Origin of the sequence: Paenibacillus sp. FSL H8-0457 (assembly GCF_038051935.1) — a bacterium.
GTDB classification, from domain to species: domain Bacteria; phylum Bacillota; class Bacilli; order Paenibacillales; family Paenibacillaceae; genus Paenibacillus_AQ; species Paenibacillus_AQ lautus_A.
Window position 1 is genome coordinate 5,745,309 of the sequence record NZ_CP150293.1, and the last position, 14,063, is coordinate 5,759,371.

At 48.9% G+C, this 14,063-nt stretch carries 10 protein-coding genes; 1 reads left to right on the top strand and 9 read right to left on the bottom strand.

Annotation, left to right across the window (positions count from 1 at the left end):
* Position 1: 1 nt before the first annotated feature.
* The 3 genes from MHI43_RS25650 to MHI43_RS25660 all read right to left on the bottom strand — a co-directional run bounded on the left by MHI43_RS25650 (position 2) and on the right by MHI43_RS25660 (position 3,177).
* A complete protein-coding gene (locus MHI43_RS25650) occupies positions 2-838 on the bottom strand; it encodes a carbohydrate ABC transporter permease (protein ID WP_036659950.1) in 837 nt (278 codons plus the stop codon).
* Positions 838-1,731 (bottom strand): sugar ABC transporter permease, encoded by an 894-nt coding sequence (locus tag MHI43_RS25655; RefSeq protein ID WP_009595691.1) that lies wholly within the window; start codon positions 1,729-1,731, stop codon positions 838-840. The genes MHI43_RS25650 and MHI43_RS25655 overlap by 1 nt, the downstream gene beginning before the upstream one ends.
* Positions 1,732-1,836: 105 nt before the next feature.
* Positions 1,837-3,177 carry an extracellular solute-binding protein gene (locus tag MHI43_RS25660; RefSeq protein ID WP_036659952.1) on the bottom strand — a complete coding sequence of 447 codons (1,341 nt, stop codon included), beginning with the start codon at positions 3,175-3,177 and terminating at the stop codon, positions 1,837-1,839.
* A gap of 578 nt (positions 3,178-3,755) precedes the next feature.
* On the opposite strand from MHI43_RS25660, the gene MHI43_RS25665 reads away from it, so the two are divergent.
* The gene (locus tag MHI43_RS25665) at positions 3,756-4,796 is read left to right on the top strand and encodes a LacI family DNA-binding transcriptional regulator (RefSeq protein WP_036659955.1); all 1,041 of its coding nucleotides are present in this window, start codon (positions 3,756-3,758) and stop codon (positions 4,794-4,796) included.
* Positions 4,797-4,945: 149 nt separating this feature from the next.
* Here the strand turns inward: MHI43_RS25665 and glnA are convergent, their stop codons facing one another.
* From glnA to MHI43_RS25695, 6 genes are all read right to left on the bottom strand, one after another.
* Positions 4,946-6,370 (bottom strand): type I glutamate--ammonia ligase, encoded by a 1,425-nt coding sequence (glnA, locus tag MHI43_RS25670; protein ID WP_015737111.1) that lies wholly within the window; start codon positions 6,368-6,370, stop codon positions 4,946-4,948.
* Positions 6,371-6,667: 297 nt separating this feature from the next.
* Complete coding sequence (aroF, locus tag MHI43_RS25675; RefSeq protein WP_015737112.1) at positions 6,668-7,723, bottom strand: 3-deoxy-7-phosphoheptulonate synthase; 1,056 nt, start codon at positions 7,721-7,723, stop codon at positions 6,668-6,670.
* A 186-nt stretch (positions 7,724-7,909) separates the two neighbouring features.
* Entirely contained in the window at positions 7,910-9,700 is a 1,791-nt protein-coding gene (locus MHI43_RS25680) for a sensor histidine kinase (RefSeq protein ID WP_036659956.1), read from the bottom strand.
* 38 nt (positions 9,701-9,738) lie between these two features.
* Positions 9,739-11,313 (bottom strand): helix-turn-helix domain-containing protein, encoded by a 1,575-nt coding sequence (locus MHI43_RS25685; protein ID WP_015737114.1) that lies wholly within the window; start codon positions 11,311-11,313, stop codon positions 9,739-9,741.
* A 79-nt stretch (positions 11,314-11,392) separates the two neighbouring features.
* A complete protein-coding gene (locus tag MHI43_RS25690; protein ID WP_036659957.1) occupies positions 11,393-13,063 on the bottom strand; it encodes an extracellular solute-binding protein in 1,671 nt (556 codons plus the stop codon).
* 79 nt (positions 13,064-13,142) lie between these two features.
* Complete coding sequence (locus MHI43_RS25695) at positions 13,143-14,039, bottom strand: carbohydrate ABC transporter permease (protein WP_009594306.1); 897 nt, start codon at positions 14,037-14,039, stop codon at positions 13,143-13,145.
* Positions 14,040-14,063: the final 24 nt, after the last annotated feature.

Here is a 14,063-nt window from a genome sequence, read left to right on the forward strand (position 1 = left end):
CTTAGGATTTGACGGCTCCCGCCAGGGCACCGTCCACCAGATACTTCTGTATGAACGTATACAGAATGATCAATGGTGCGGCAACGATCGTAATTCCGCATGCAAGCAGCGGCCAGTTATTCCCGTACTGCCCTCTGAATTCTTTCAGGCCGAACGTAATGGGATAGTTGGACGGACTCGGCAGGTACATGATCGGACCGACAAAATCGTTCCAGATTCCGATGGCGGTCAGAATGACGCCCGTTGCGATCACCGGCTTCATCAGCGGCAGAATGATCTGGAACAAGTAACGGATATAGCCGGAGCCATCCATGCCTGCCGCCTCATCCAGATCGCGGCTGATCGACTTGATGTAACCGACGAACATCATGAACACCACGCCCGTCCCCGTCGTTTTCAGCAGGATATAGCCGAGCTTGGTATCATACCCGAAGAACGAAACGCTTTCCTTGAAGGACAGCATCAATTTATACTGCGCAACCATCGGGTTCGGAAGGAACTGGGACAGCAAAAAGAACATGTAGATAAAGCTGCTCCACATCACATAACCGCGTGCGACCGGAAACGCCGCAAACAACGATACGATGATGGTCAGCACCGTCGCCGTCACCGTATAGATCAGGCTATTCGCAAAATAACCCGCGAAATTGCCTTCAGACCATGCCTGGGAATAGTTGCCCCATTCGATGTTCTTCACGATTCCGATCGGGTTGAGCAAGTATTCGTTGAAGGATTTGAGCGATACATTGAAGACGAGCAGAAGCGGAACGACGTACAGAATCAGCAGCAAACCTATGACAGCATAAGAGAGAATTTGCGTGGTTTTGGAATTTCGCATCAATATTCCACCTCTCTCTTACGCGTCTGTCTGACGGCTACGACAACAAACAGGAGAATAATCAGGAACTGGATCACGGACAGTGCCGAAGGAAGGCCCATTTCCAAGCTTCCCCGGAACGTTTCCTTGTACACGTCGTAAGCCATCGTCCTAGTATTGAAACGACCGTCCGTTGTCGCCAATATGATATCGAACGTCGACATGGCGCCGATAATGGATAACAGCATATTCACCGTGAAGGACGGAGCGATCAGGGGGAAGGTGATGTGGCGGAAAGACTGCCACTTGTTGGTGCCGTCAATATGACCCGCCTCGTATAAATCCTTCGGAACCGACTGGAGACCAGCCAGAAAGATCAGCATGGAGTAGCCCATGTACATCCAGATCTGAACGAAAATAATATAACCGAACGCATGGGTAAAGCTGCCGAAGAACATGTCCTGATAGCCGAAAAGAGCGTCATAAAGGCGATTGACCGGTCCGTTCAACGGATCGAACATCATGCCCCAGATCAGTGCAACCACGGCTACGCCGAGTACGACCGGCAGGAAGAATACCGCGCGGTAGAAGTAATCGCCTTTCAGCCGCTGGTTAATGATTACGGCGATAAACAGGGCGACCCCGTTTTGCACGATCGTCACGACGAACATGAAGATCAGGGTATTTACGATCGAGCGCCACCGCTCGCCTGAGTTCCCCGAGAAGAAAAGCTCCCTGTAATTATCAAGCCCGACGAATTGATAGGTGCTGCCCGGCAGGTTCTTCACATCGGTAAAGGAATAGATGACCGTCAGGATTGAAGGCCCAAAATAAAAAACGATGTATAACGCCATCGGTATCAATAGCAGCAGCAATGGTATGAAGCGGTTAAACCCTTTTCCAAATGGATACATCTCTCTCACCTCGCAAATCCATTTCAATGCATGTCGGGGCCTGCTGCACAGACCCCGATTACAGTATGGTTCTTTCTATACAAGTCTCTTTATAATAGAAGAAGTTTATTTCGGAGCGGCTGCTTCCCATTCTTTCTGCTGAATGTCAGCCAGCTCTTTTGCCGTTTTATATGGTCCGCCCGGTGCCAGGAATTCCGTGTGAACGCCTTCTGCAGCCAGATGCTCGCCGATATTCTGGCGGTTGATCATCATGATTTCGTACGCCAATTCAAACTCGCCGAGATAAGGAGTCAGTTCATTGTCAATGAAGTCGCTTTCCGTCTGAATGTTGTCCTGCGTCGGAATGAATCCGGCTGCCTTCACGAATGTCGTGTAATTTTCCGGCTCCGAGAAGAATTCAAGCCACTTCAGGGCTCCTTCTTTGTTCGGACCTTTCTCGGCCGCATACCATGTTACGTCATACTTGCCGACAAAGGAGGCGTTCTTCGCTGCATCCTCGGTGGCCGGAAGCGGGAAGTAACCGAATTTCAACTCTGGATTAGCTGCCGCAACGGTTGGGGCATCCCAAGAGCCGTCAGCCAGCATCGCAGCTTTTCCTGTTGCAAAATAGGAAGGCGCCGTTGCATAATCGATCCCCATGAAGCCGTCGATCATGTAATTGTCTTGAAGCGTCTTCATTTTTTCCAAAACCTCGATGGCTTCTTCATCGTTATAAGCCGTCTCGCCTTTCCACACGCCCTCGATCCATTTCTGCTGGTCTCCGCCGCCCAGGATTTTGGCCTGCAGGGCGAACACTGGAAGTTTCAAAGGCCATACGTCTTTACCTGCTACAACAATCGGTGTGATGCCTTTGGCTTTCAAGTCATCGTTCAGCTTCATGAACTCCGACCACGTTTTCGGAACGCTTAAGCCGTTCTGCTCGAAGATTTCTTTGTTGTAGAAGAGACCGGACATCGCAACCTTGCCTGTAGGAACGGCATATACTTTATCGTTATAAGTTCCGGCTTTTTCGATATCGTTTGCGTTATAATTCTTAATGAAGGCTTGGTCGGATAAATCCGCAATCAATCCGGTATCGATCCATTGCTGCCAATCGGGTACTTTAGCGCCCGGCGTCCATTCCTGCGGGGAGAGTCTCATTCCCGACAAATCGGCCAGGACGTCCACGTCATTGGCGGTGATTCTTGCTCTCTGTGCCTGTTTGTATTCGTCATCCGGACCCGTAGTGGTATACTCTACCGTATACTCGGGATACTTCTCTTCAAATTTCTTATTGATCTCTTCAATCGCTTTATTGATGTTATCTTGTTTCCAGTGTAAAATTTTGATGACCTTTTTATCGCCTTTGGCAGGTGCGCCTTGATCGGCTGAATCGCTGCTTCCGCAAGCTGCTAGCGAGAAGGTTAGTGCGCCAGCCAAAAGTATTGCTGATAACTTCTTAATCATTTGTTCGTTACCCCCTGATATAAAATTGCAATTCATTATGAAACCGGATTCATGTTTCCGCTTTTTCTTGGCCTGTACAAACTTGATGTTACGAAACTATAATTATTAATTTTCGTAATTGAGCGAATTATACCGAAAGCGGTTTCGTAAGGCCTATTATTACGCATAATATTTTGTTTGTCAAAGCTTTTTTTATCTTTTCCGCTACTTTTCTTTCACCGCACAGAGAACATCCCTTTTCTTACTCTGACAGGCTTTATGACTGTTCTCTTTCATTGACTTACCTCGCTAAAGCAGGTACACTGAGTTACGAAACTGTTTCGAACCCGTGTTGTATAACATGGCAGCCGGATGGTATACTTTGGCTTGGATAAGCCCTTATGCATAGGTGAACCGTCATCATTTCATTGGATCATGGGAAATTCGTTCAAAACACACTCCTTAGTTAGACAGAAAACACGTATCTCATAACTTTTCTGTTCCTAAACATTACGCATAAAGGAAATTCACGATAAACATTAGCGAAAATTAACGAAAATAATGAAATGACATTATAAACAGAATAAGGGGCGTTTCGCATGGCGTTAAACATCAAAACAATCGCTAAAATGGCAGGGGTCTCTGTATCGACCGTCTCCAAAATTATCAACAACTACAGTGATGTATCCGATGAGACCAAAGCTCGCGTGTTGGAAATTATGAGAGAAACGGGATACACCCCTTCCAATTCCGCGAAAACTTTAGCAACCAAAAAATCCAATCTAATCGGCGTCATCTTTGCGGGAAAGCTGAACGTTGATTTTACCCACCCGTTTTTTGTTGAGGTGCTGAATTCTTTTAAGAAGCAAATGGGGGTTCTCGGTTACGATCTGCTGTTTTTTTCGAACGAGAAATTCCAGGGGGAGGATGCCGATTATCTCGGACGGTGCCGCCATTATCAGGTAGACGGCTGCGTCATTATATCCGGAGAGGAAATCGAGCCCTCGATTAAGGAGCTGGATGAGAGCGATATTCCCTGCATCGGGGTCGATATTGAGCTGTTCGGCGAAATGTCGGGTCATATCATGTCCGACAATTACAAGATGTCCTCGAAGGTCGTGGAGCATTTTTATCTCCAGGGCTTCCGAGACTTGGGCTTCATTGGCGGCAGCAAGGAGTCCGAAATCTCCAATATGCGAGAGGCGGGTTATCGCAACGCCATGGAAAGCTTCGGCCTTCCGGCCCGCGCGGAGTGGTTCCTGAACGGGGATGATTTCTATGAGGCCAGCGGATATAAAGCGATGACACGGCTGATTAAGACAGGATCCCTGCCCCGCGCCATTTTTGCGGCCTCGGATCAGATTGCCATCGGCGCCATCCAAGCGCTTCAAGAGCATGGTCTGAATGTCCCTGACGACATGTCGATCATCGGCTGCGACGATATCGAGGCTTGCAAGTACACAACGCCTAAACTAACGACGATTCGGCAAAACAAAGAGAAAATCGGCCGCTTGGCGGCACTCATGCTCTACGACCTCATCCATAAACAGTCCCCCGTCAGTTCCTTTGTCGTCGAGCCCGAACTCATCGTCCGCGAATCTTGCGGGAGCAACACGCATCACTACGGGTATTTCGGATAAACATCCGGGCAAAGGGACAGCCAGGGCGTTAAGCTCTTAATGAGCCCCTTGCCTTTCAGAGCCATCTTAGGATTGGTTCCAGTCACGAGTGTATACCGCCAAAAAGAGCCTGGGGCATGATGCCCCAGGCTCTTTTATAATCCTGTTTATTAGATATCGTAGTACAGGGAGTACTCGTGCGGATGAACGCGGATGTTAACCGCTTTGGCTTCGGCACGCTTGAAGTCGATGAAGTTCTCGAGGAATTCTTGCGTGAATACGCCGCCCTCTGTCAAGAACTCATAGTCTGCTTGAAGTGCATCCAATGCCTCGTCCAGGGAGCCCGGTACGCTGCGGATTTCCTTCTTCTCGGCGTCGGACAATTCGTAAATGTTTTTATCGAATGGCCCGTAACCGAGTGCGGTAGGATCGATTTTGCGCTTGATCCCGTCCAGACCGGCCATCAGCATAGCAGAGAATGCAAGGTAAGGGTTCGCTGTGGAGTCCGGTGTACGGAACTCGATGCGGCAGCCTTTAGGCGTTACGGCAGCAACCGGAATCCGTACTGCGGCAGAACGGTTGCCCTTGGAGAATACGAGGTTAACCGGTGCTTCATAGCCTGGTACCAGACGTTTGAAGGAGTTGGTGCTCGGATTCGTCAAAGCGATCAAGGCAGGCGCATGGTACAGAATACCGCCGATGTAGTGCAGCGCCGTTTCACTCAGGTTCGCATAAGCGCCTTTTTCGTAGAACAGCGGAGTGTCGCCGTCGAAAATGGATTGGTGAACGTGCATGCCGCTACCGTTATCCCCGAACAATGGCTTCGGCATGAACGTAGCTGTTTTGCCGTATTGGCGGGCTGTGTTATGCACGATATATTTATAGATCAACAAATTGTCAGCTGTTTTCTTCAATGTATCGAAACGGAAATTGATTTCGGCCTGGCCGGCAGTTGCCACCTCATGGTGGTGACGCTCAACGCGAAGACCTGCTTCGTCGAGGAGACGGCACATTTCGCTGCGGATATCCTGTTGAGTATCCACTGGAGCTACAGGAACATATCCGCCCTTAACCCCTACTTTGAAACCCAGGTTGCCGCCTTCTTCCTTGCGGTTCGTATTCCACTGGGCTTCCTCGGAGTCTACGAAGTAGCTGGAGCTGTTCATGGAGCTTTCATAGCGGACTTCATCGAACAGAAAGAACTCGGATTCCGGTGCGAAGAAGGCTGCTGTTCCGATGCCGGCTTCTTGAAGGTATTGCTCGGCACGAGCCGCGATTCCGCGCGGGTCACGCTCATAAGCATCGCCTTCCGGAGTATAGATGTTGCTCATAATGTTAAGTGTAGGGTGTGCTGTAAACGGATCAATATAGCAAGACACCGGATCAGGCATCATGACCATATCCGATTCTTCAATGCCGCGGAATCCTGGAATAGAAGATCCATCAAACGCTACCCCGTTCACGAAAGTTTCTTCGTCTACTTCTGAAGCCGGCAAGCTAATGTGATGCACCCGTCCCGACAAGTCTACAAAACGAAAATCGACCCACTCAATATTGTTCTCTTTAATGGTTTGCAATACTTTCTCTACCGACATGTCTCTTCCTCCCAATTTCCGAACATTAAGACTTAAACAGCTTAACAATGTTCATAATCTTTCGATTTCTTTTCGTCATTATATGCCGGGAGATAACCTGACGTCAATACCTATGTAAGGTATTTTTTAAAACGGTGTCATGTTATGTGACATGAAAAACCAATTAAAGTAAATGCAGCAAAAAGACACCTGCGGTAAAAATGCAGGTGCCTTCTACTATAAATTAGGGGATGGCGAAGCCATTCATTGTGTTCTTACCGCTATGCTCGAATATATCATTATAGCATGTAACACGTGTTATACGCGCGCGAATTCAGAAGCAGGCGCTTTGGCCGTGGCAAAGCTCTTTCCTACCAATGGAGCCAGCTGCTCCAAGTCTTTAAGCAGTGCGGCGAATTGGTCCGGGAACAGGGATTGGACCCCGTCGCCTGTCATCGAGTTGTCCGGATCCGTATGCATTTCAATGATAAGACCGTCGGCTCCGGCCGCGACGGATGCCTTGGACATCGGTTCGACCAGCTCGCGCCGGCCCGTTCCGTGACTCGGGTCAGAGATGACCGGAAGGTGACTCAATCCTTGCAAAACAGGAATGGCAGATAAATCCAGCGTATTGCGGGTATAAGTTTCGAATGTTCGGATTCCGCGTTCGCAGAGCATGACATTCGGATTGCCGCCGGCCAGAATGTATTCCGCTGCGTTCAGGAATTCGTCATAAGTTGCACTGAAGCCTCTTTTCAGCAAAACCGGTTTGCCGCAGGTGCCAAGTTTCCGAAGCAGATCGAAATTTTGCATGTTGCGGGTGCCCACTTGCAGAATATCGGCGTACTCCGCGCAGATATCGACGTATTCGGGCGTCATCACCTCTGTAATGGTCAACAGGCCATGCTTTTGCCCAGCTTCCGCCATCATGATCAGACCTTCGACGCCAACGCCCTGAAAGCTGTAAGGACCCGTACGCGGCTTAAATGCGCCCCCTCTTAGCACTTGTCCGCCTGCTGCTTTCACCAGCTGCGCAATTTCATCAATCTGCTGCGCGGATTCAACGGCACATGGGCCGCCCATGACAACCAGATTGCCGCCGCCAATCTTGGTTCCCTTAATATCGATCACCGTATCATCCGGATGGAAATCACGGCTGGCAAGCTTGTAGGACTTGGAGATCTTAACTACATTCTCTACGCCCTTCATTTGGCGAAGATGCTCCGCAAGCTTCGGGTTCACGCTGCCAATCAGGCCGATCACCGTGCGATCCGCCCCCTTCGATACGTGAGCCTGGAGCCCTTCCTTCTCAATTTCGGTAACGATATGCTGAACTTGTTCCTCTGATATTTGATTGGATGTAATGACGATCATAAATAAACCTTCTTTCTGAATGAATTCCAATTTCGATGTTGATTTCAATCCATGGATAATCACTTTCGCACTTGTTCGCTTTTAAGCTTTTATGCTTTTAATCGATAAAGTAAATATACAGAAAAAATCTCCCCTCGTCAAGCCCATTCTTCATGGCTATCACGATCGGGAGATATTCCTTGCCTGTTACATCAGCGTTTTGTTGCGTCCTTCCGCTACGGTTCGCTTCACCAGCGGTATGACAATTCTTACCGTTGTCCCGATGCCGGCGCGGCTGAATAACGTGACCCCATACTCGCTGCCGTAGTGAAGCTTGATCCGTTGATCTACGTTTCGTATGCCGTAACCCGCATTGGTCAGATCCTGTCCCCCTGTATTATCCAGCACGCGGCCGGGCGGGAAACCGACGCCATTATCGATGATTTTGAATTCCAAAGCATCTTCCAGCAATCTGGCCGTTATCCGGATATGAATATAGTCTCCGGTCCACGCATGCTCGAGCACATTCTCGATAAACGGCTGCAAAATCAATTTCACGGTTTCATACCGGACCACCTCGGGCTCAAAATCATAAGTAACCTGCATCCGGTCGTCGTATTTAATCTTTTGAATGTCCACGTAAGCTTGGGCCTGTTCCAATTCATTCTTCACGGATATGATGTTCCGGCCGTCGTTGAGCGACAAACGATAAAACTTCGCCAGGTCCATTACCATACGCTGCAGTTTATCCAGCATCCCGAACCGCGCGAGGCGGCTGATGGAGGATAGGGTATTGTATAAGAAATGCGGATTAATCTGTGCGTGCAGCGACTCCAGCTCCGCTTCCTTTTTCTGCAGGTCGGCCAGGTACACCTCATTGATCAGCTTGCCGATGTTGCTGCCCATATCGTTCAAGGCAGAGGAAATATGCGTAAATTCATCATTCCCCTTAAAGGATACCCGTTTATGGAATTCGCCTTCCTGGAAGGAGTCCAGCACAGATACGATTTTGGACACCCGGCGGCTGAAATATCTGGAGACCACGATGCTGACCACGAAGAAGATACCGATGCAGATCAGACAGATCAGATAGGTTAGATTACGTATTTTGACCGTGTCTTTTTCCACGATTTGAGCAGGCACGACGGCAATCAAATCCCAGCCGAGCTGGGGAATGGGCTTCCGAATCAGAAGGTCCCCGTTCTTGCGAAGTTCCTTCTCTTTGAAAACGTTTGTGGATTTTCCCCCTGATGAAAGAACGACCCGGCCCTGTGCATCCGATAAATACAATGCGGTCCCGTCACCGATCTTCTTGTAATCCATGCTTTCAAACAGGTCCGTCATACTGACGTTCATCCGCATGAACCCGATCTCCTGCGGTTTGATGGTCGAACTGATATCCACCAGCCGCCGCAGCAAGGATATGCGTCCGTTGCTCACATCGTCCTCAATCTGTTTCCACTGAAGGGTTACGCCGTAATTTTCTTCCTTCGGATATAATTTATACCAGGAGCGGCCCTCCAGCCTGTCATATTGATAAATATCAAACAGACGTTTGTTGGAGTCCAGCGGGTCTGTATACGTATAACTGTCATAGATCTCCCTAAGGTCGTCGTTGCGCAGGTAGATCGATAACCAGATCCTTCGGTTCGCCGTGCTTACCGCGGTCTCCAGCTTCGGAATCAGTACGTTGATCGTGGTGTCATAGCTTATCCAAGCGCTTTCGGTAAAACGCAGACGGCTGTTAAAGGTCGTATCAAAATAAAGCATATCCGATATCCGGATCATGTCCTCCATCTTATACGATATGTTCTCGCTCATCTGATGAAGCGTGCCCTGAATGTTGTTATACGTCTGCTCTCGGGTGGACTTCACGAAGACCTGATTCGCAATCTGACCGACAAGCAGCACCGGTATAATGATAAATACGCAGTACGAAAACATTAACTTGTATCCGAAAGGTATCTTGACCCGTATTCGTTCGAATTTCCCCGCCATAGCCTGTTTGACCCCATATCTAATCTGAATTTTGCAAGTTACGAGTGCTTGCGCCGGTATTCCAGAGGCGTCATTCCATACATTTCCTTAAACTGCCTGCTGAAATAAGGCAGATACTGATAACCTGTCTGTGATGCAATTTCATATATTTTGAGCTTGGTCGTCTTGAGGAGATCCCTGGCGCGCTCCATCCGGAGCTTGATTACATAATCGCTAAAGTTGTGCCCGGTTTCTTCCTTGAAGAGCACCCCGAGATAATTCGGTGAAAAAGAAAACCGGTTCGCCATATCCCGCAGCGTAATATTCTCGTGCATGCGAGCCTGGATATTCTCTATAATCTCTTCGACCAGCCTGCCATTCTTGGTTGATTTGCGGTTCTTGAGCATTTCCGAAATTTCCATTGCCTTCATGCGGAGCCATGAGAAAATATCATCCATCGTTTCGAATTGAAGCAGAATATCCAGGTTTTTGAGCTCCAGTCCTGCCATACGATATAACTCTTCGTTCATCGCTTGCAGATGTCCTTCCAGCTTCACCATGATATACACGGCCAAATTGCGTATGGTGAACTTGGATCGGATGCTGGATGCCAGCAGTTGAATCGCTTCCAGTTCGTCATAGATACGAACGATATCATACTCCGTCATGGCTGTAAATAAAGCATCCAAACGGATGTCGAGGCTTTTTACGTCTTCCCGGTCCTCGGTCGGCACCTCGCTGTACAGGATCCATTTGCCCTTGCCCCGGAACATCTTATAATCCAGCGCGTCCAAAGCTTCCATGTACGACGTGTGAAGCTGCTCCAGCTGATGGACAGCCCTGCCTTCCCCGACCGTCATCGAATAGTTATATTCCCGTTTTAATTCCTCCAGCAGGGCTTGAATCTCTTCCTTGCCCCGGCCCCCGTTAAGGAGTACGGCCGTTCGCTGATCGGTTACCTTGCATATATATTCAAAGCCGCGCTGTTCAAGCAGTTTATGCAGTCTCGTGAAATACTCCTCTATGGCACTCAGCTTTTCCTCGGAATCGAGCGAGCCGGTTCGCCAGGTGCTCACATTATCAAGCTCCAGCAGAATGACGCAGACCGGCCAATGAAGCTCTGTCAGCCGGTACTCCCGCTTGATAATGTCCAGGATGGCTCCGTCATAGGGCCGCTGAAGGATTTGCAGGAGATACTGATTTTTGAGGATGGGGATCATCTGCTGGTAAGCTTCCTCCGTCTCCTTACGTTCATGAAGACGATCCAGCTCCATTCTAACCTTCGTTAATGCATCGATCAGCTCTTGGTCCTCCATCGGCTTTAACACATAACTGCATGCGTTCAAAGCAATCGCCTGCTTCACGTAACCAAAGTCCTGGTAACCGCTTACGAAGATAATCCGGAGCTCCTCCTGCAATTTCAGTGCCCGCTGAGCTAGCTCAAGCCCGGTCATGTTCGGCATGCGTACATCGGTAACGAGGATGTCGACCTTCTCACTTTCGAGCACCTCACAAGCAGCAAAGCCGTTATTGACCGAATCGATCACTTTCATTCCGAGATCTTCCCATGGAATAAAGCTTTTCATGCCCTCTAGGTCCAGTATTTCGTCGTCTGCCAGCAGCACTTTATACACGGGTATCATCTCCCCCATAAATTCCGATAAGGGTATACTGCATAAGCAGCATACCCTTCTTGGTTTAAGCAAAAATTAATTATTGGCCTTTCATTTTAGCAACGTTTTCTTGCCATTTCGTTGTTTTGAATGCAAGCAGCTTATCGTATCCTGCAGATTGGGCATCGGCTTCAGCCTTGTCGAGGATTGCCAACACTTCGGCATCATCCTTCGCGTACAGGGCTTTCGCTCTGGATTCCGTAAAAATATCTTCTACGCGTTGACGAATAATTCCTTCCTCGCTGTCCGGAGCCGGATCGAGGTTAATGTACTCCGTGGCATTGGCTTGAGTTTTCCAAGTGACTTCATATTGCCAGCGAGTGGACCAGTTGCGCTGCTCTTCCGGCAACGTGCTCTCGTATTTCGCTTTCGCTGTATCAACAAACACGGTGTTACCATTCCAGTGAAGATTCGTTGTGATGGCTTGCAGCTTGCCGAGACCGGCAGCATCCGTTACATATTTCTCGGTGAACTTCGGTGTTACGCCATCCTCTTCAAATCCGTCCCAGTATCCTCCTGGAGGCCCCCACATGAGAACGCTTTGGCCTTCAGGACCTGTGTACCAATCCAAGAATGCGAATATCGCTTCGGGATCTTTAGCGGATTTCGTAATGACGCTTACGTTCCAACCCAATTGCGTATAAGTACCAGGGAAGATCTTGTTCTTGTCCAGGCCTTCCTTGTGAATCGGCCAGATCATGAAGTAACCGGCTTCCGGATCCTTCGCCGTCAATTCAGCGTGGGCGTTCATTGCATTTTCCGTCGGGCTCGAAGCTGCATACACAGCAACGCGTCCCGTGTTCACTTTTTCTTTGACTTGGTCAGCCGTTTGGGTCATGGCATCCTGAGAAATCAATTTCTCGCGGAACAACTTCGCGGAATACTGCATCGACTCGCGGAAAATCGGATCCGTAAAGATCGAAGTCAGCTTATCGCCGTTAGGCACACCGCGGATGCTGATCCAACGAGTCAGAGCGTTTTCTGCAAATGCAGAGTACAGCACCTCGATACCTTGACCTTGTACGTGCGGTTCATAAGGAACCACTTGATCGCCGTATTTCGCTTTGACGGCTTTCAGGTATTCATACAGATCATCCGTCGTTTCCAGCTTAGGCTCGCCAAGCTCTTTGTAGATCTTCTTGTTTACAACATAACCCGCATTACCGTTCGGTTGGTTCGTATACCAGTTCGGGAACTGATACAGCTTGCCGTCCGGAGAGCGAAGCATGTTCAGACCTTCGTCCCCCATCCACTCTTTCAGGTTAGGATATTTATCAAGATATTCATCGAAAGGTACGAGCATATCGGCTTGACGCAGCTTCTCTACGTCCGGACCACGGTCCATCCACATCACATCCGGAAGCTCCGTGGATGCGATCATGGTATTGAATTTTTGCTGTGCGTTACCTTGCGAATGGATCGCGTTGACGGTTACCTTCTTGTTCTCCTTAATCCATTTCGAAGATTCGTCTTGTCCCCATGGCGGCATGGTGTACTCGTTATAATGGCCGTAGAAACTGAACTCAAGCGGTGTTTCGCCAAGCACAAACTTGTCGGATGCCTCCGTTGGAGGCGTGCTGGTTCCGTTTTCGCCTGCAGGCGAAGGATCAGCAGTCTTGGTTCCACCGCCGCCGCCGCATGCAGAAAGCATCAGCGCTGCCGCAAGCAAAGCCGTCATGGACGTGGTCAGCGATTTCTTTCTCAACCTCATTCTCTAATTTCCCCTTTCGTTTTTACACTTGATATTTATGTCTAAAGCTTAAGGCTTCAAACAACACGCATTGTTTTCCCTACTCTTTCAGGGAACCTACCAGAACACCTTTAACGAAGTGCTTCTGTACGAATGGATACACCATAATAATCGGAAGCGTTGCCACCATCATGGTTGCCATGGACAACGACTTGGAGGTTACACTTTGCATCCGGGAGAGCACCGCCTGCGAAGCGGAATCCAGGTTGCTCATCTGTTCAGACATAATATTGGAGTTCAATATTTGACGAAGCATGGTCTGAATCGGAAGCAAGTTCTCGTTATTGATGTAGATACTCGGCAAGAACCATTCATTCCAATGGGAAACCGCCGTAAACAACGATAATGTTGCGATGACCGGACCGGACAGAGGCAGAATGATCTTAAAGAAAATGCCCCAGTTGCCGCAGCCGTCGATTTTGGCGGACTCTTCAAGACCGCTTGGGAGGCCGTTGAAGAATGTCCGGAAAATGATCATGTTCCACACGCTTACCAAACTCGGGATAATGAACACCCAGAAGGAATCCATCAGCCCCAAACCGCGAACGAGCATGAACGTCGGGATCAAGCCGCCGCCGAAATACATCGTAACGATACACATAATCATGTAGTATTTGCGGCCGATCAGCTCCCGCTTGGTCATCCCGTAAGCGAAGATGGAGGTTACCAGTATGGAGGAAATCGTTCCGATCACGGTACGAAGCACCGAAATCTTGAAACCATTCAGCAACCGGTTATCCTGAAACACGATGCCGTAATTCTCAAGCGTAAAATCACGGGGCCAGAAGGTAACGCCCCCCATTGCCGTATCTGAACCTGAGTTAAATGAAATGACTAGTCCGTTCCAAAACGGATAAAACGTTACAAAGGCCAAGAATGCCAAGAAGATATAAATGATGACCATCATCACTTTGTCACCAAATGCTAGACGTACCACTATTACCCGCTCCCTTCCTCATAA